Annotated in this window: 14 protein-coding genes and 1 pseudogene; 5 read left to right on the top strand and 10 right to left on the bottom strand. The window is 50.0% G+C overall.

Translation table 11 applies throughout. The features are described 5' to 3' along the window. Positions 1 to 2,090: 2,090 nt before the first annotated feature. Positions 2,091 to 4,526, bottom strand: a complete 2,436-nt coding sequence (locus DXY31_RS10770) for a tetratricopeptide repeat-containing sulfotransferase family protein (protein ID WP_114993778.1) — start codon at positions 4,524 to 4,526, stop codon at positions 2,091 to 2,093. Between the two features lie 84 nt (positions 4,527 to 4,610). Then, a pseudogene (locus DXY31_RS10765) lies at positions 4,611 to 4,889 on the bottom strand (phospholipase D-like domain-containing protein); the annotation flags it as partial. A 203-nt stretch (positions 4,890 to 5,092) separates the two neighbouring features. Here DXY31_RS10765 and DXY31_RS10760 point away from each other — a divergent pair. The 3 genes from DXY31_RS10760 (at position 5,093) to DXY31_RS16475 (ending at position 7,624) form a co-directional block, all read left to right on the top strand. Then, positions 5,093 to 6,157 carry a site-specific integrase gene (locus DXY31_RS10760; RefSeq protein WP_170953675.1) on the top strand — a complete coding sequence of 355 codons (1,065 nt, stop codon included), beginning with the start codon at positions 5,093 to 5,095 and terminating at the stop codon, positions 6,155 to 6,157. A gap of 538 nt (positions 6,158 to 6,695) precedes the next feature. Next, positions 6,696 to 7,175, top strand: coding sequence for a hypothetical protein (locus DXY31_RS10755; protein ID WP_137024965.1), 480 nt, complete (start codon positions 6,696 to 6,698; stop codon positions 7,173 to 7,175). Between the two features lie 11 nt (positions 7,176 to 7,186). Further along, a complete protein-coding gene (locus tag DXY31_RS16475) occupies positions 7,187 to 7,624 on the top strand; it encodes a hypothetical protein (protein WP_137024964.1) in 438 nt (145 codons plus the stop codon). A 757-nt stretch (positions 7,625 to 8,381) separates the two neighbouring features. Here DXY31_RS16475 and DXY31_RS10745 read toward each other — a convergent pair. The 8 genes from DXY31_RS10745 to sufR all read right to left on the bottom strand — a co-directional run bounded on the left by DXY31_RS10745 (position 8,382) and on the right by sufR (position 16,575). Then, positions 8,382 to 10,964, bottom strand: coding sequence for a class I SAM-dependent methyltransferase (locus DXY31_RS10745; protein WP_114993775.1), 2,583 nt, complete (start codon positions 10,962 to 10,964; stop codon positions 8,382 to 8,384). 107 nt (positions 10,965 to 11,071) lie between these two features. Further along, the gene (locus DXY31_RS10740) at positions 11,072 to 12,490 is read right to left on the bottom strand and encodes a phospholipase D-like domain-containing protein (RefSeq protein WP_371639348.1); all 1,419 of its coding nucleotides are present in this window, start codon (positions 12,488 to 12,490) and stop codon (positions 11,072 to 11,074) included. 51 nt (positions 12,491 to 12,541) lie between these two features. Further along, the gene (locus tag DXY31_RS10735; protein ID WP_114993790.1) at positions 12,542 to 12,724 is read right to left on the bottom strand and encodes a hypothetical protein; all 183 of its coding nucleotides are present in this window, start codon (positions 12,722 to 12,724) and stop codon (positions 12,542 to 12,544) included. Between the two features lie 10 nt (positions 12,725 to 12,734). Further along, positions 12,735 to 13,805, bottom strand: coding sequence for a DUF4912 domain-containing protein (locus tag DXY31_RS10730; protein ID WP_114993774.1), 1,071 nt, complete (start codon positions 13,803 to 13,805; stop codon positions 12,735 to 12,737). A gap of 194 nt (positions 13,806 to 13,999) precedes the next feature. After that, positions 14,000 to 14,758 carry a phycobilisome rod-core linker polypeptide gene (locus tag DXY31_RS10725; protein WP_114993773.1) on the bottom strand — a complete coding sequence of 253 codons (759 nt, stop codon included), beginning with the start codon at positions 14,756 to 14,758 and terminating at the stop codon, positions 14,000 to 14,002. Positions 14,759 to 14,851: 93 nt separating this feature from the next. After that, positions 14,852 to 15,442: a phycobiliprotein lyase gene (locus DXY31_RS10720; RefSeq protein ID WP_114993772.1), complete on the bottom strand. Its 591-nt coding sequence runs from the start codon at positions 15,440 to 15,442 to the stop codon at positions 14,852 to 14,854. A gap of 78 nt (positions 15,443 to 15,520) precedes the next feature. Next, positions 15,521 to 15,904 carry a hypothetical protein gene (locus DXY31_RS10715; RefSeq protein WP_244279706.1) on the bottom strand — a complete coding sequence of 128 codons (384 nt, stop codon included), beginning with the start codon at positions 15,902 to 15,904 and terminating at the stop codon, positions 15,521 to 15,523. Further along, on the bottom strand, positions 15,901 to 16,575 hold the full coding sequence (sufR, locus tag DXY31_RS10710) for an iron-sulfur cluster biosynthesis transcriptional regulator SufR (RefSeq protein WP_114993771.1): 675 nt from the start codon (positions 16,573 to 16,575) through the stop codon (positions 15,901 to 15,903). The genes DXY31_RS10715 and sufR overlap by 4 nt, the downstream gene beginning before the upstream one ends. 471 nt (positions 16,576 to 17,046) lie before the next feature. Between sufR and DXY31_RS10700 the strand changes: the two genes are divergently transcribed. Beyond that, positions 17,047 to 17,415: a ferredoxin-thioredoxin reductase catalytic domain-containing protein gene (locus DXY31_RS10700; protein WP_114993769.1), complete on the top strand. Its 369-nt coding sequence runs from the start codon at positions 17,047 to 17,049 to the stop codon at positions 17,413 to 17,415. Continuing rightward, positions 17,412 to 18,723 (top strand): Fe-S cluster assembly protein SufB (sufB, locus tag DXY31_RS10695; protein WP_114993768.1); only part of this gene is annotated, 1,312 nt, incomplete at its 3' end. The genes DXY31_RS10700 and sufB, both read left to right, overlap by 4 nt.

The raw sequence follows: 18,723 nt of genomic DNA, 5'->3' as shown, positions 1-18,723 counted from the left end.
CTGCTCTTATCGCTCGTGTTTTTATTTTGTCTTGATCCCTTCTCTGGTGCTGTGTGGCATTGTGTTTTGCATCGAGCGTTTATTCTTTCCGATATATACTATGCAGCTTAATTGTGCCTGTACTACGATGCTTGAGCCTTATTCAAGATTGCTGGTGCGTTATTCTGGGTAACGACTAAAATGGATTCATAGTTTTTATTGCTTTGTATTATTTGGTGAATGTTCAAAATTATTTACTGTATCTTCTTTTTTCTGTATAGATGGTCTCTAGCTAATGAGTTTTTGTAAGCATTGTTTAGCCTTTTAGGCTTGTCCAATAGTCTGGAGTGATTAGTTAGCGAACTTCCATGGAAACGGACTTTCGGGTTCGTTCTAGAGATGTTGTTGGCAAGTCTGTAAGCACTTTCGATGTCGCCTAGTGGATAAGAGATCCTGAATGATCCTTTGATCTTCTGAGTGTTTGTGTCTTGTCTGGAGTGCAATCTACAGTGTTTGAGCTATGCGCTAGTCATGCTTTTAGCCATACTCAAGCCGCTTGTTAGGTCACGTTCAGTTTCTTTCCAGTCTTCTCCTGCACTTCGCTCTTTGCCGTTTGATCATTTCGTCGCATTCTCTAGGCTTTCCCCAGCTCAACACTGCACCATATCCCATTGATCTCACGGGTAAAATTCGCAGCAAGTTTGGGTCAGTGAATCACCTATCGAGTTTCGATGTTGTTCTGGGCAACAGCGGATTACCAGTTGAGCCTCTTATTATAATTATTGGATTATCGATCTCTGCGATCTTGTTCGTCTTTTCGCAATGCGCGAAGCGGCGAGTGCCGATCGCTCGTTATCGTTGAAGTGATGAAGGAACTATCTAAGCATGTTCGGGATTCTTTAGACTTCAAAAGCCAGAAGGTAGCTGGAACTCGGTCTCTGACGCCATACTGCTTCAAAGCCCTTCAGGTTTTTATATTTTTAATTTTTGAGAGGTGCTAGATAATGCAGAGCGAAGTTCAAGAATCCATTGAGGTTCAATAAGTTCAACGGTTGTTGTCAGATACCAAGACATGAAATGCTCGTATGTTTCCGTTGAGTCAGTCATCCGTCACGGTGTCCAGGCAGCACAGAGATACGGAGCAGTACTGGGACTGAATACGAAAGACTTCTTGGTGTTTATGAAGTCGAAGCCTTAATGACATCTGTATGACTCAGGGTTAGAGAGGTTAGAGAAGGCCTGGAAGCGATCTCAGCGGCGTGTGGCGACCTCCAAAGAGTCTTTATGTCCAAAGGTACGCGTTTCTGAGTTGTTTTCTAGCGATTTGGAATAGTCCTGCTGATTTGGCGGCAGTGGCAGGACATAGGACTGAGAAATTGCTCAGGATCTATGCGAAGCCAATGGGACGTGTAAAGGTTCAGACATGGTGAGCTAGAGCAATTCTCAGTGGATTGAAGAAAGGTGGGAGAAATTCAGACTCAGGATTCCTTAGAATATGGATTCACTGGATTTTCGTTTATAAGCTTTGTTCCCGCGTCTCTTCCTCGTTAAGTGCTTTTTTTTCTGCTATTGAGAGCTTTTGGTTTAATAGTAATTGGTTTTACAATTGAGAATGTATGCGTAGATTTAACTGCTTTCAAGAAGTTCATAATGCTTGTCGCATGAGGTTTCATTCTGTTTAGTTTAGTTTGATTAGTAACTCAGCAGCGTCAGCATCTTTTCTTTTAACAACTAAGTAGATCACTTGGACTTCCTTTGCAATTGTCTTTTTCAATTGACGAAAAGTGAAAGCCTTTCATCAGACAGAGTAAGCCCTGATGCGTATGACAAGCCTGACAAAGTCTGGTTGTTACAAGGTGGCAATTAAAGATTTTTTCTTTAAGCACTGCTCAAGATCTTGAACATAAAGCCGGATAAAAAGGACGAGGTACTTCTAATGTAGACGCTCATAAAGAACTTTTGTTGTGAATCGGTAGATACAGTTATAAATAATGGACTGCTGATTTACTGCTCATCAGAGGCGGTGGACGGGAGGTTTTTGTTGAAGGCTTGTAATAATAGAAAATCGATCTGAGGGTCTTTATAATATTTCTGGATGGGTATTCCCTGATTTACTCTATTTTAATTCCGCATTCTTCTAAAATTTTCTGGGCGGGTTTGAGTAGGTCTTTATAGTTTTTCCAACCACCTACAGATTTGTTGCTGATGGGTTTCCTTGCTTGAGTGGCACTGGCTGTATTTACGCTTCTTGTGCATTTCTCTGGGTGAAGATAGCTTTCGTCAAATTCTAGGCCTAACCATTCTAGAAGTTTGGACAAATTCTGCTCAGGTGCTTTGACAAATTGGTCATAATTAAATGTGAATATTTTCCCAGGATATCTTTTTTTCTGGAGTTGCATGGCTTGTTCCTGAGCATTAAGAACTGTCGCCGAATCTTCTAGGCTTGCTGTGTAGTTATTTCCAGCCCTCAGATTGCTTCTGTACATCGATAGAATATTATCCATTGGATTTCTTTGGCAATGAATGATTTTGGCTCCAGGCATATGGGTAGCGATTTGGTTGATGTAGATAAAGTTATACAATTGCTTGTCAGTTGTGTATTTATGCAGAGTGGTATTGATCGGCTCAAATTGTGAGTACAGCTCGTTGAGATTTTGGTTGTCAGATGTGTCCCCTTCATGCTGTTGCATTTTTGTAATTGCCTTTATCAGAGAGTTGCTTTCTCCAAGATCTTTAACCTTTGGACTCATGCTCAATATTGTTTCTAATAGGGTGGAGCCGCTTCTTGGCATGCCAACAATAAAAATCCTATCCTTGCCGCTATTGATACTGACATTCCTTGCTCCCTTGGGATCGAAGCGTGAGAGGCTAGTCGTAATTAATTGCGTTAGAGTTTTGATGTCAGATGGGAATACCATTAATTTGTTTTCATTTGCTAATTTGAGGTGTTTGGCTGCCTCGTCATAATGTTCTGCTTTGTGTAAGCAGTTTGATATTGCAAACTCGATAAGGCATTTGTTTTGAGGGATTTCTTTCGCTGACTTTGCTGAATTAATAACGTTGACTAGCTCTCTAGCTTCTTCTGCCGTTTTCAGCATTTTGCTTAATTCAAAATATGCTCCATATTCCTGAGAGTTGTTTTTAATAGAATTTAGTAAGTATTTTCTGGCTTCTTGAATCTCCCCTTGTGCTATCGTGATTGTTCCTAGTGAATACAACGCCTTTGGTGCACCAGGCTCGATCTCCAGGGATTTACGAGTGGAGGCAACAGCCTGATCAAGGTTTCCTAGGTCTTTGTAGATGCTCCCCAGATTCATATGGGCAGTGGGATTATCAGGTTTGAGTTCTAGGGATTGAAGAGTGGATGTAAGGGCTTGATCAAGATTGCCGAGATCTTTGTACATGCTGCCTAAGTTCATGAGGGCATCGGGGTTATTAGGTTTGAGCTTTAGGGATTGAAGAGTGGAGGCAAGTGCTTGATCAAGATTGCCGAGATCTTTGTAAATGCCGCCCAAGTTGATGAGGGTATCGGGATTATCAGGCTTGAGCTTCAGGGATTGAAGAGTGGAGGCAAGTGCTTGATCAAGATTGCCGAGATCTTTGTACAAGCTGCCTAAGTTCATGAGGGCATCGGGGTTATTAGGCTTGAGCTTTAGGGATTGAAGAGTGGAGGTAAGAGCTTGATCAAGGTTGCCGAGATCTTGGTAGATACTGCCCAGGTTCATGTGGGCTTCGGGGTTATCAGGCTTGAGCTTTAGGGATTGAAGAGTGTAGGCAAGAGCCTGATCAAAATTGCCGAGATCTTTGTAAATGCCGCCCAGGTTGATGAGGGTATTGGGATTATCAGGTTGGAGATCTAGTGATTTGTGAGTGGAGGTAAGAGCCTGATCAAGATTACCGAGATCTTTGTAGATACTCCCCAGATTCATTTGGGCAGTTGGGTTGTCAGGCTTGAGCTTTAGGGATTGAAGAGTGGAGGTAAGAGCTTGATCAAGGTTGCCGAGATCTTGGTAGATACTGCCCAGGTTCATGTGGGCTTCGGGGTTATCAGGCATGAGCTTTAGCGACTGAAGAGTAGAGGCAAGTGCCTGATCAAGATTGCCGATGTCTTTGTAGATCCCGCCCAGATTTATGTGATATGGGGCGAAGGATTGATCAAGATCGCAAGCTCTTTTGATTAACTGCTCTGCAGCGGCAAGATTGCCCTGTCGTTTCGCGATCAACCCTAAATTGTTGATTGCTGGTGTGTAATTCTTGTCGATGGACAAAGCAGCTTTATAGAGTTTTATCGCTTCCGTATCATTTTTGAGAGCATTGAAAATATTGCCGATATCTTTGATGGTCTCAGGGTCTTTATTGTCGAGCTCATGAGATTTTAATAGGCATTGTTTAGCCTTTTCGAATTGTCCTAGGGCTAGAAAAGATTTGCCTGCGTATTTCCATGGAAACGGATTCTGTGGCTCGGTCTGAAGAAGTTGCTGGGATGCCTGGAGGCACTCTTGATGGCGCCCGGACAATGAGAGGTCCTGAATGGTCTTTTGATCCACTGAGTGCTCACATGCCGCCTCCGTAGCAATTTACGGCTTTTGAACCATTCTTGATCCATGTTTAAGCTACTGCTCGAGCTACTCTCAGTCCCTCTCCAGCCCTGTTCCGCATTTGGCTCGTTGCACCTCCAGTTTGCGTTGGATTCGTGGCGTTATCCCCAGCTCAGCGCTGCGCCACATCCGATTCATCTCTCGAGTGAAGTGAAAAGCGAGTTTGGGTGAGTGAATCATCAGCAGGGTTTCATCATTGGTGTGAGCCGCAGCTGGTGACCAGTTGAAGCTGCCTGTGATCACTGTTTTGTTGTCGATCACGGCGAACTTGTGGTGGAGCTTGTCTCCGCGTGCGAGGCGTGGGGTGCCGACATCCAGTTCTTGCAGTGGTTTTGAAGGAATCGCTCAGGGACGCTCAGGACTCTCCTGACTCCATAAGCCAGAACCCAAGCCAAAAGGGCACTGGATCTTGCGTTGAGACTCCATTCGGCTAAGAAGAGCTACTAAGTCTGTTGATCTGGCTTGGCTTTTTAGAGGTGTCAGCCCTAAGCCCGACTCCCATGCAAGGGAGAGGGATGTTGAAGAAGCCGCCGAGGGTGAGGGACAACAACGGTGCTCTCCAAGTCAGGTTGAGGCTCGATGGGCGGGACCATTTCATCAATCGCCTTGGTCGTTTTGAAGATCCAGTCGCCCAAGCCAGGGCACAAGCCATCTGCGCTGAGATCTGGCGGGATGCCCAGCAGGGGGATTTGGACCTATCCCTGAATCGATACTGCCCACTGGTGGAGGGGCGAGACCAGGATTTGCTCGATGCACTTAGGCACCTGTCAGAGGAGAAGAGGCAGGCAAGGGTCACGCATGCCTATCGGGTGGTGAAGCGGTTTGGCTTGCCGATCAGGACCAAAGCCGAGGTTGATCGCTTTCTTGCATGGATGAAGGCAGAGGGTTTGGCGGCATCCACCCAGTCCACGCTCCTCAGCACGATTCAATCTGTGCAGCCAGGCAATAAGGCATTGCGGTTGGTCCAGGTGAAGGTGCCAGCAAGGTCAGTGGAAGAGGAAGTACTTAGTAAGGATGAGATCAAGAAGGTGCTGGACGATCTCAGAAGCAATGAGGAGTGGTTTTACCCCTGCTTTGCTCTGTGGTTGACCACAGGGCTCAGGAATGCAGAAGTGATTGGTCTGACCTGGGACTCTGTGCGCCTGGATGAAGGGGAGCTACTGATCAGTAAGTCGTTGAGGCGAGATGGCACTGCTACGCATCAAAGACTGTGGTCAGGCACCAAGACAGGCAAGGCACGCGTGGTGCCGTTGAGTCAGCAGGTCGTCTTGGTGCTCAGGCAGTACCAAAAGACGATGCAGTGCCTGGGTCTGAACACAAAGAATGGCTTGGTGTTTGTGACCCCACGGACCCATGGGCATCTGTATGACTCAGGATTAGAGAAGCTCTGGAAGAGAAGTCAGAAACGGGTGGGGCTGACTCCACGGCGTCTGTATGCCCAGCGGCATTCGTTTCTGAGTCATGCCCTTGCACTTGGGAATAGCCCCGCTGATTTGGCAGCAGTGGCAGGACATCGCACTGAGGAGCTGCTCAGGACCTATGCCAAGCCCACAGGGCGAGTGATGGTGCCGACATGGTGAGCCAGAGCAAAGACCAGTGGATTGAGGAAAGGAGGGAGAAATTCAGATGCCCTCATTGCGGAGAAGTCATCGCCTGCTCTATGGAGGGTGTCCTTGGTTTGTATTCAGCCAAGATTTTCAGAAGACATCAGCAGGCGTGTGAGCGAGAAAAGATGAGCCGCTAATGATTCGATTAGTCCTCCCTCCTGGAGGGCGCTTCTGCTGGCTTATAAGGCAGTATATGTGCCACTTTTTGGGGCTATATCAGGGGTCTTGGGCTTCCTGATTTTCTGCAGCAGAATGATTGGTGTCACTGGCTTTTTTGAGCAGTTATTTTGTCTAAACATGAGGTAAATATAAAGTGTCTTGCCCCAGGCAGTCTTGACTTCTGTGCGCCGTATAATATGTGTATCGAAACGAGGGCAGGACGCCTCCTCTACGATTTGAAAATAAAATACACGCCACTGCATATGCGCTCTGGCGAAGACGATAAGCCGTCTCTAAACCCAAGCGGTGAGAAACACCGAGAAAAACCACATCCACCTACTTATCTTTAATTATGCAGATCAAGCCTAAATCTAAGTCCAATTATGAATCAAATTTTGAAACTTTCTATGTGCTGTCGATGGCATCTGAGTGTGATAGCGGATGCATCATTCTACCTGAGGATCAATACGTTAATCCGCTTATTTTGAATGAGATCCTTGAAGCCAATAATCCTTTCCCTTGCAACACTACTGGCAAGATGGAAGTTTGGACGACCAATCCCGACTTTCAGCCGAAAAGCAAATGGGAGAGCGTTAATTTTGTCTCTGAGGCGGAATTAAAGGAATTGGAGTGCAACACCCTGTTCGATTCATTGATCGAAAGCGATTATGCAGGAATTGGTGATGGTTGGAATCCTGACTTTCTAAGTGTCACTTGGAGTGATGGTGATCAGGAAGATGTGGAGGAAGCCATTTCTAACTATCTGGATGCTGTCCCTTCTCAGGCTGATGTTGACGAGTACAAGCGATTGAAGGCAAAGCTCGGTCTTTGATCTGAGGTCTCATGCACTCCCCAGAGCAACTGCTGCAGGGTCTCTCAGTGACCTTGCAGCAACTGGGATGGAGAAAGACAGACAGTGGGGTGTATCGCTTTCGATGCCCCTACTGCCAACACGACAGTCATGCCCCTGGTTGCGTCCATAAGGGGTATCTCCATCCTGAGAAAGGATCTCCAGGTCGATGGCGCTTTAAGTGCCATCGCTGTGGCACAGCAACGACCTTGCTGGACTTCGTGAGGGAGAATGCAGCTCACCTGCTGCTGCCCACCCAAGAGGTCTTAGAGGTGCCCCCACAAGAGCCCATTGATGCTTGTGAGCATGAGGAAAGGGTTACTCGCCTTCCACCTCAGATGGGTATTTCTGATGCTCTCTGGAGGTCACGGCATCTACCGAGACATCTCTATAGGGGTAATCGAAGGATCCTTAGTGATGAGCACCAGTAGTACTTATTCCCACGAAACAAACCTCAGTTGAATATGACTGTAGGCTACGCACAACAGTTTCTGACTGAAAACTCTTATACATAGTGGTGAAGATATAGGAAATTCAGACTCAAGACTCTTTTAAGCATGAATCGATTGAATCTTGGCTAATTAGCTTTGATTCCGCACTGCTTCCGCTTTAAGTTCGTTTGAGACCGCTTTGGAGGGCTTTTTGATTCAAAAGTGATTGGTTTCAAGGTTGAAATCATATAAATAGATTCAAATGCTTTCTAGAAGTAAAGCGCGCTTGTTGTCTGAGGCTTCACCCTCTTGAGTTTGGTTTGATCCATGATCAACTGACATCACTATCTTTTCTTTTCAAAAACTATGTATATCACTAAGACCCCCTCTACTAATGTCTCCTTCAATCGACGAGAAGTAAATGCTTTTCGTCAGATGGAGGAAGCGTTGATACGTAAGACCAGATTGACAAGGTCTGGTTGCTACAAGGTGGCAATGGAAAACTTCTACTTCAAGCACTTTCCAAGACGATGAATATCAAACTAGATAAGAAGAGTGAGGCTCTTTTCAAGGAGATGTTGAGAAAGAACTCTCGTTATGGATCAGTAGATCTTATCCTCAATGAGGTAACGGCAATGTTTTATGCCTCAGAGAAGAAGAGAGGCTTCAGATGAAGTTACTTTTAAAGCATGAAGCACTCGTGTTGACTTGGTTTCAGCTTGGCTCGTGCGTATAATTGCCCCTTTAAAATTATATCTTAGGATGGCTTGTGTGCCCAGAATTGATACATACCTGTGAAGGTTGAAAGACATTTTTCCTCGAATTTTCCCCAGTTAGGCAATGAAGTCATATCAATGTCTTCTGGATATTGTTCTTGGTAGATCTTCTTAATTTGCTCTGTCACTATGAATCCGCAAAAAGTCAGACCATGAGAATCCAAGAGTTTTTTGAGTGAATCTGTTGTGAAGCGATGTTCCTGAACATGGAAGCAAAGATCTCGGCATTCTGAAAGTGAATAAAAATCTCTTCCGAATTTAGGAAGATCCAGGATTTCATTGATTTCTCCGTCAAGAACTTGCTTCCTGAATCTTCTAATCTCTTCTGGGGTGCTGTCAATCTTTAACGTTTTAATTGTCTCACGTGCTTCCACGATGACCTTACGGGCAATTTCGCTATAGAGTCCGAGCTTGATGTATCCACCAGGTTTAAGTTGTTGAAGCAGTGCTGATAAACCTTTAGATGGATTCTCCATGTGGTGAAGAACACCGCTACATTCAATAATGTCGAATATGTCGCCAAGCTGGGTGACATTGAGAAGATCCATTTGTTTGAAGGTCACGTTATTCATCTCATATTCATTTGTCTTTCTGCTTGCGTATGCCAGGCTGCTACTGCTGAGATCAATTGCTGTGATTTGAGCATTTTTATAACGGCTAGCATTGATAACCTGATTGCCAGTGCCGCAGCCGGCTATGAGGACTTTTGGTGCGGCAGTTAGTGACTTTAATTCTTCTGAAAAAGATAGGTCTTTTCTAGACGTTTCTAGTTCAACGGCTTTTAATATTGGCTTTGCTAATTTACTAGATGTGTAGTCAGCAAATTTGAATCTTGGATATGGGCTCTCCTGGTACATTGCTTGAACTTGCTGGGAGATTGTGTCGCTAACATTCCGTTTTTCTTGTAAGGAAGTCTTGATCTCTTGCTCCAGGAGCGGTTCTTTGAATTGAGCTGTAATTAGTTCTTTGCTACTGTCATCTGGGGTGGGGTAGTTATTGATGAATTCTGTGCTTATGCCTGTTGTATAAATCGCTTTGTAGCAACCTATGATCGCAAGATGGCGGTTGGTGTTTTCCTGGTTGTGAGCTGCTGCCTCAATGAGCTGGGCTATAGAGTCATCCTCTTCTTGTGATGACGTATAAACATATTCGTTGAGAAAGCATTGCGCTGCTAGGGATTTCGTTAAACGCCTGAGTTGTTCTGGAACTGTGCCCATCTGAATTGTCAGGGCTAGGAGCTCCTTCCTTAGTCTGGTAAAAAATCCTTCAGCCTCTGAGACTGGAGGAACCATTAAGCTCAGGGATTTGAGAAATCTCCAGTCGGCAGCTAATGCCTTTAAAGACTGATTTTCGTTGGAGATAATCGGATCCGATGCCGATGCTTTCTGGATTGTTGGGAGAAATGTCTGTAGGAATATTTGTGATAGCTTTTGGTGTGATATGTCCGTCTGGTTTAGAAGTAACTCATATGCTCGTGTTACGTTATGGGCATTGGATGGGCTTATGTTCAGCTGGTCAATGAAGGTATTGAGATTGCTGACAGCGCCAGGATTATCAGGCTTGAGTTCTAGTGATTTGAGAGTGGAAGCAAGAGCCTGATCAAGGTTGCCGAGATCTTTGTAGATGATGCCCAGGTTCATGAGGGCAGTGGGGTTATCAGGTTTGAGCTCGAGTGATTTGAGAGTGGAGGCAAGAGCCTGGTCGAGGTTGCCGAGATCTTTGTAGATGCCGCCCAGGTTCATGTGGGCATCTGGGTTATCAGGTTTGAGTTCTTTGGATTTGAGAGTGGAAGCAAGAGCCTGATCAAGGTTGCCGAGATCTTTGTAGATGATGCCCAGGTTCATGAGGGCAGTGGGGTTATCAGGTTTGAGCTCGAGTGATTTGAGAGTGGAGGCAAGAGCCTGGTCGAGGTTGCCGAGATCTTTGTAGATGCCGCCCAGGTTCATGTGGGCATCTGGGTTATCAGGTTTGAGTTCTTTGGATTTGAGAGTGGAAGCAAGAGCCTGATCAAGGTTGCCGAGATCTTTGTAGATGATGCCCAGGTTCATGAGGGCAGTGGGGTTATCAGGTTTGAGCTCGAGTGATTTGAGAGTGGAGGCAAGAGCCTGGTCGAGGTTGCCGAGATCTTTGTAGATGCCGCCCAGATTTATGTAATAAGGGGCGAATGATCGGTCTAGGTCACAAGCTCTTTTGATTAACTGCTCTGCTGCGGTGAGGCTGCCCTGTCGCTTAGCGATTAACCCAAGATTGTTGATAGCTGGTGCGTAATTCTGGTCGATTGAAAGAGCTGCTTTATAGAGCCTTATTGCTTCTGCGTCATTTTGGAGGGCATTGAAAATGTTGCCGATATCTTTGAGGGTCTCAGGATCTTTGTTGTTGAGCTGATGAGCTTTTGTTAGGCATTGTTGTGCTTTTTCAAATTGCCCTAGGGCAAGGAGTGATTTACCTGCGTATTTCCAGGGAAATGAGTTTTCGGGTTCGCTCTGGAGAAGCTGTTGGCAAGCCTGTAGGCACTCCTGGTGGCGTCCAGTGGATGAGAGCTCCTGAATGGTCTTTTGATCCACTGAGTATCATCGCTGCTGCTCGGAGTCGATCTTATGGTCATTGAGGTGTTTTCTAGTCGCTCACTAAGCCACCTCTCAAGCCACTCTTCGCTCTCTCCACTCGCTCATCACCTCTCCAAACCATCTCCACATCGGAGTTTCTGCCGATCCAGCTTGCGTTGAATGTGCGGCGTGATCCCCAGCTCAGCACTTCGCCACATCCGATTCATCTCACGAGTGAAATGGGCAGCAAGCATGGGTGAGTGAATCACCAGCAGAGTTTCGTCGTTGGTGTGGGCGGCGGCGGGGCTCCAGTTGAAGGAACCAGTGATCACCGTTTTGTTGTCGATCACCGCGAACTTATGGTGCAGCTTGTCCCCGCGTGCGAGGCGCGGTGATCCGACGGTTTGTAATGGCGTTTTGAGGGGTTGATTGCCTGCTTCAAGTTTGCAAAAGCGGTCTGGCAGTTCCAATCCGAGAAGATCCAGCACTTCGGAAAAGGAGCGGCTGGCGAAACTCGGGTCTGCTAGCAGCCGAACTGCAACGCCGGTCTTGATTCTTTCAGCCAGAACATCTGTGAGTGTCTGGGCTGAAAACACGAACAGAGCCATATCAATACCCTTCTTCGCTTTAGTCAGCTGCTCAGCGATCAAGTCCAGTCCATGTTCTGGACTTTGTCTTGAGTGCGGAGTGAACAGCACCTCAATTTTTATGCCACTGACTTGAACTGCTTGTAATTCTGAGCTGTTTTTGTTGCGCCCAAACCGACTGTCCTCGCGCCCTCCGGGTCCATCGCCCCACATTTGCTCAAATTCTTCTCGGAATAACCCAGCCAGTTCGGCGCTTCTGATGCTGAGCAGATGATTCACATTGCCCCGGCTTCGTGGTGCTGCTGCATCACCATGCATCCCTGAGCTGGTGAAGTTGGCACTGCCGGTGATCACCAGAGATCGATCCACCACCAGAAATTTGTGATGCATCAGGCCACTGCCTCGGCTTCCGTCTTCAGTGTCATCGACCATCGGTATCCCTCCGCTTCTCAGCAGCGCAATCGCATCACCAGCCAAACGTTCTTCAGCGGTCAGCCTGCCGTCGCGATTGCTGTCCGCCAGTAGTTGCAGCTGCTGATGGCGCCGCCTGCTATGAGTTGATAGATCGCTGGGATGCTGTTCCGTCCAGGGCCTGCTGTAGTTGTTTTCCAGCACCACCCTCACGTGCACTCCACGCTTCTTGGCGCGAATCAGTGCCTTGGAGATCTGAGGAAGTGTGAGTTCCTGAATGGCCATCAAGACTTCCTGCTTGGCCGCATTGATCTGCCCGATCAATTGCTCTTCAAGGTTGTCGCCGTTTCGCCACTGGCCTGTTCGGGGATCTTGGTAGCGCCTGGAGTCCCGATGATTGAAGTGCAGCTGGATGGTCTTAGGCAAAGGCAATTCATGTTCGCCTCTTCCAACGATCTGGCCCGCTTGACTGCAGCTGAGCAGCACCGGTGTCAGTAGAGGCAGGACGGCAAGTTTTTGAATCGCTGTGCGCAGCCTGTCCAGCACCCACTGCTTTTCGGTTGCTGCAAGTGTTCCACCTCTTTACGGGTGAATCCCTCAGTGAGGCATTTCAGAGGTTTTCAGCATTCCCACAAACCAGAGGCTGCTGAGAACGAGTGCTACGCCAACACCAGCGCCGATCCCTACTTTTGCCATCGTGAGGGGCACAAGAATCGGGAATGCCACAGCCCCTGCAACAGGTGTGATGGCCACAATCCAGCGCAGGGCTTTCCGGTTCACTCCCACAGGATCAGAACCACTCGGCTTTGGCTTCGCTGGCAGGGTTGCTGTTGTCTTCTGGGGTGACACGCTCGAAGTTGAGCGTGATGTTGCGCTTCTGCTCACCATCCGCAGCGGTCGCTTCAACGGCATACATCTGCTCACCGTCACGGAAGGGAACCTGAATGCGGAACGTTCCGTCGCTGGAGAGAGGCACCTCTTCACCGCCAATAGTGAGGCGCGCGGAAGGATCAGTGGCGCCGTAAACAATCAGCTCTGCATCAGCCACCAGCCAGAAGGTGCGTTGCCGAGGAGCCACTCCTCCGAGACCGGACTCATTGAGGCCGCTGGCCCACAAGCCAGCCCCGGAATCACTGAGACCTCGCTGATCTCCTGCCGTGTCCTGTTCATGCAGAACCTCTGATCCGACTCGGCGGCTGCGGAAGTGGGTGGTTGCGCTTTGGTAGAGGCGCTCATGCAAGCCGCTGTCGCTGGGCTCGAAGCTGGGTGTGCTGACTGGAGCCGGTGAAGGAGTAGCGGTTTCGAGGCTGAAGGGCACGAACTGATCAAGGATCTGGTCGCTGGGGTGCAAGGCAGGCACCCTGGCGACAGACGAGAACGCGAGGGAGATCCATTGGCTGCCAGAGCGGAAGCCAAGTTCAACGCGATAGTCGCGATCACAGAGAGGCACTGGCAAGTACCACTCGGTGCTGTGACTGTCGACAGGAACTTCCTGAAGGGTGTGTGGATGGGCCGAGCCGTCCTGGAGGCCCGTTACATCAGCCAGACGAAGATTGAGGTGCGCAGCGCCTTCGCCTTGAGCACGGCGACGGTCGTTGTCTGAGATTTCCCAGAACACATAGGCCCACTGGGGGTCTCTTGGCAGGAAAACTACACGGGTCTCGGACTGGGGGCGCGACGGTGGATTCAATTCCGCTTCGATGGCTTCGAGATCGCCGCCACGACGCTCTTGTTTTTCGGCAATTGCGGAAACCAGGTCTTCCTTGCTTTTGCGGCTGTAGAGAGTAACGCCAAGATCACTGGCCATCTGACGCAGCTGACGCAGGGTCATGCGGGCGAGGGATGTGATGGCTTGCGTCACGGTCGGGCTACCGGGTTTCTTTGGGATCAGTTTGCTGGAAAGGACCGGTTTTCAGGGAGCTTGATCGCCCGTGGTCAGCATCTTCTGACTGCATGAGCTGCCCAGACCGCATCCGTTTCAGCTCTGATGCAGCACGTAAAAAAGCGGAGCCCCACTGGGGACTCCGCTTAAACATCTCGGACTGAGGAAGCGATTCAGCGGCCGATGCTGCGGTAGGGAACTTTCGAGAGGTAGTCCATTTCGAGATTGCCCTCGGGAGCGGCTGAGCCTGCGGCAGCGATGCCTCTGACCCACGGCAGATAATCTTCGCTGAATCCACCTCGGGAGCGCCTGGCACGTGCCGGGAGGCTTTTGGCTTTGCCGGTGTAGATGATCTTGGGGAAACCCAGAATTCCCCGGTAGTACTCGTCGTAGCGTGGGGTGGTGATATTGAAGGGGGTCTCGCCGAGCTCCCTGCCTGGAAGCACGCGATTGCGTTGAAAGGGAACGCTGTCGTAGCCAAAGGCTTCGAGATATTCCTCGCTGTCAAGAAGGGCATCCACGATGCCTTCGACACCCTTGGTCGCGATCACGATCGACCAAGAGATTTCCTCAGAACGACCGTGGGTTTTGCGTCCCAGAATTTTCTGAACGAGGTGACGAACCACCTTGTAATTCGAATTGAAGCCGTAGAACGTCCTTTTAAAGGTGTCCGAGAGACACAATCCGCGGATGAAGTCACGAACAGTGATCTGGCCATCACGCAGTTGTGATTCGAGGAAGCTATCGCGGTCACTCTTGAACGCGTGAAAGAAGATCTGGCGGTAAGCCGATTCGATCACCGTGTTGATGTTGTCAGCGTCCATAGAGATGTCCATCTGAAGGGAACGCTGGCTCTCTTCAGAAGCAACACTGAGAGCAGCGACGCGATTGTTCTGCGTCGTCGGTGCGTACTGAAGAAGAGGAATCGCCACTCGAGTCGGAACACACTGGCTGGATCGTATAAGTGGGAGTCAACACACTTCCCAACTGTCTCCCGCCTACTCACAGTCCGTAACAGAGGACACTCACCAGCCGAAGGGTGATACGAGCGCTGTCATCCCTTGGCAGCCGGCAGATGAGCTGTCGTTTTTGAGTCTGGTCTCCACGCAGAAGGACGCGTTGTTGGACAGTCCTTCAACGGTGCTGGAACGAATGCGCACATCTGGGCCGGAGAAACTGAAGCGTTCCCAGACGGTCATCATTTCGTAGCTCGTGCAGAGGATCAGTCCATCCCTGTCGTCCATATCAAAGGTCGACGTTGCAGGCGCTTTTTCTGCATAGCCCTGATCCCGGAGCATGGTGCCGGAGCGCGCGGTCTCACTGTCTCCGATCAAAGCGAAGCAGGTTTCACCATCATGGGCATCGCCATCGCGGTCCCAGGCCATCGAGGCGCTCCAGCGCACATAGCTGCCTCCAATGATCAGGCCAGGATCTTTGTCGTGCTGCTTGGCCATGGACAGCAAGCGTTGATCGTTGCGTTTGAGGTCTTCGACAACGATCAGCGATCCCCCCGCTTCGCTGCGGCGATGCAAGAGGTGATGCACGCTCCGTTGCGACCGCCAGCTTCCGCAGCTCAGTCGGAAGAATGTCGGCGCGTCGGGGATGTCCAGGGTCATTGGCTGTGGACGGTCTGTTCTGGATGATCGCAGCACAGCGATCGGTTTGCGATCTTCAGCGGGTGAGTAGCGATTTGTTCACTCCGAGTTCGACAAGCGATGCCGGCTATTGACTTCAGCGTGTTGGATCAAATCGTTGAGCTTCAGCTCGAGTGGGGTCATCTGCAGCTGCCTGGCGAGTTCCTCAAGCTGGCTTGCAATCACGGTGAATTGCATCATGAGTTGTTCCCGGAATTCCGCGTCATTGGCCAGCTGAGGCTGGTGTTCACACCAGTTCTGCCAGTGATCCCGCGTTGGCAAAGGTCCTTGTTGAAGCGGCATGGCGATTTGCTGAAACGTCGCCAGGCAGTGGGCCTGCAGCCGCAGAAGGTGGCGGTCCACGGCGGGCAGAAGCGTGGCGTCGATGCGTTCGATCTGCTGCCTGTCCAGCGGGCCTGAAGCCGGCGATGGATCCACGCTCACGTGCTGAATCCTGGTTTGGATTCGTTGGACGTTGTGCTCGACGGACTGATCTGAAAACCGCAGGAATGTCCTGATTCCAGCCGCCAGTGCACTCTCTCCACCTGACAGTCAGGGAATGTCATTCGGATCAGCCGAAGTTCCTGGTCGCAGACAGTTGGGAATTCCTCCGCAATCCTCTGCACAGAGCAATGAAATTCATTGATGCACCAGCCGTGCCCATTCTCAGCCGGAACCATTTCGCTGACGTATCCCTCGTGGCTGCGCAGACTCACCAACCTGCGGATGCGCTGCTCGAGAGGCCCATCGCCGAGCTGGTGCCTGTAATGGTGTGCTTTCTCATGGGCCTGTCGGTCGAGCAGCGTTGCCAGGGTCTCCGGTGGCAGGCTTTTAGCCATCGACTCGAGCAGATTCAGCGCAAAGGTGTCACTGCCATCAGGAAAGTGTTGATGACCTTGCTGAGTGAGTCTCCATTGGTTGGAGGGCCGGCCAGGCCCAGCAGTGATGGGACTCGCTTCCACCAGTCCTTCATCTTCCAATGTGCGCAGATGACGGCGCATCGCCTGAACCGAGATTCCCAGTTCGCTCGCCAGATCAGCAGCACTAATCTCACCCTGCCGCAGGAGCAAGGTGAGGGTCGCTTCACGAGTGGGAGCCTGAGCCGACGCGCCCATGAGATCAGGTTGATGATTTCACCATGCCACGGGAATGCATCAACTGCCTTGGGCCATGCCCGCTGAGACATCGAGAACGAACTCAGAACCAGATCTCGTCAGTGCAATGTCCAGCCGAGATGGTTCCTCTTCATCAGTTGCAGTGAATCCGGTTGGCGAGTGCCTGTGGGGGACACTGCGGCGTGCATGAATTGATGCAAATTCAGGCTCTGGCTTGAGAGTTGCGTGTATCAACTGCCCTTGCAAGCAGTCCTGACTGACGTGGTGATTTCAGCTCAATCCGGACGATCGCGGCGCCAGTCGGGCCAGTGCTGTCGGGTAGCGCCGCGACGGCAGGGTTTCCCCGCTAGAACCAACGTCCGTCACAATGGTCACATGGTCGGGTAATGGATCCGTGCTTTAGGCTCCAAATACGAAACCATTTTGTTTCGTATCCCCCTGGCTTCGACATTCTTGCCAACGTCCGCCGCCATGACTGATGCCCTTGCCGGCAATCGAGAGCCAACCTCGGAGAGCCTGGAAGTCATCCGCAAATTTGCCGAGGTCTATGCAAAGCGCACCGATACCTATTTCTGTAGTGACCGTGGTGTCACTGCTGTTGTCCTGAAGGGGCTCGCCCGTCACAAAGATGAACTGGGCGGAGCACTCTGCCCATGTCGGCACTACGAGGACAAAAAAGCAGAGGTTTCCCAAGCGTTCTGGAACTGTCCATGTGTGCCGATGCGCGAGCGCAAAGAATGCCACTGCATGCTGTTCCTGACTGAAGACAGCCCTTTTCGTGGGGAGCACCAGACCGTCACCACGGAAACAATTCACGCCTTGGCAGGTCGGACCATATGACATCCGCCTCCACGCAGGATCTCGTCAGCCAGCCGTACAAGTACGGCTTTGTTACGGATATTGAGACTGAAAAGATTTCCAAGGGTCTCAGTGAGGAAATCGTCCGACTGATTTCCAGCAAAAAAGAAGAGCCTGAGTTCCTTCTCAAGTTCCGACTCAAGGCTTACAGGCACTGGCTCACTCTCGATGAGCCCGACTGGGCTGAACTGGGTTACGAGCCGATCGATTATCAGGACATCGTTTATTACGCAGCTCCTAAACAGCAGGTCAAAAAAAGCTCACTCGATGAAGTGGATCCCAAGCTTCTCGAAACTTTTGACAAGCTTGGGATTCCCTTAAGCGAACAGAAACGCTTGAGCAATGTCGCCGTCGATGCTGTTTTTGACAGTGTTTCGATAGCCACCACCTATAAAGAAAAACTCGCAGAGCATGGTGTCGTGTTCTGCTCCTTCAGTGAGGCTGTCAAAGAACATCCCGAGTTGATTGAGCGTTACCTCGGTTCAGTGGTGCCCAGTAACGACAATTACTTTGCGGCGCTCAACTCTGCGGTTTTCAGCGACGGCTCCTTTGTGTTCATTCCCAAGGGAGTCGAGTGCCCGATGGAACTCTCTACCTATTTCCGGATTAACTCCGGAGACACGGGGCAGTTCGAACGCACCCTGATCGTGGCGGAAGAAGGTGCTTCAGTTAGTTACCTCGAGGGCTGCACTGCCCCGATGTTTGATACCAACCAGCTGCATGCCGCCGTGGTTGAACTGGTGACGCTTGATGACGCCTCCATCAAGTACTCCACTGTTCAGAATTGGTATGCCGGTGATGAGAACGGCGTTGGCGGCATCTACAACTTCGTGACCAAACGTGGTCATTGTCGCGGCGCTCGCAGCCGCATCAGTTGGACCCAGGTGGAGACCGGCTCGGCACTCACCTGGAAATACCCCAGTTGTCTACTGCAGGGAGCCGATTCCGTCGGTGAGTTTTATTCCGTGGCTCTCACCAACAACAAACAGCAGGCCGACACCGGCACAAAGATGGTTCACATCGGTGCCCGAACCCGTTCCACGATCGTTAGCAAGGGGATCAGTGCGGGAAATTCCAGTAACAGTTACCGCGGACTGGTGCAGATCGGACCATCGGCTAAAGGAGCACGCAACTACAGCCAATGCGATTCCATGTTGATCGGCGATCAGGCCGCAGCCAATACCTATCCCTATATCCGCTCCCAGCAGCCAGAATCAGCAATCGAGCATGAGGCAAGTACCTGCCGCATTTCAGAAGACCAGCTCTTCTATCTGCAGAGTCGCGGTATTG

This window comes from Synechococcus sp. UW179A, from assembly GCF_900473965.1.
Classification (GTDB): Bacteria; Cyanobacteriota; Cyanobacteriia; order PCC-6307; family Cyanobiaceae; genus Synechococcus_C.
The sequence above is the reverse complement of the archived record's forward strand: the minus strand, read 5'-3'. Positions and strand labels throughout refer to the sequence as shown.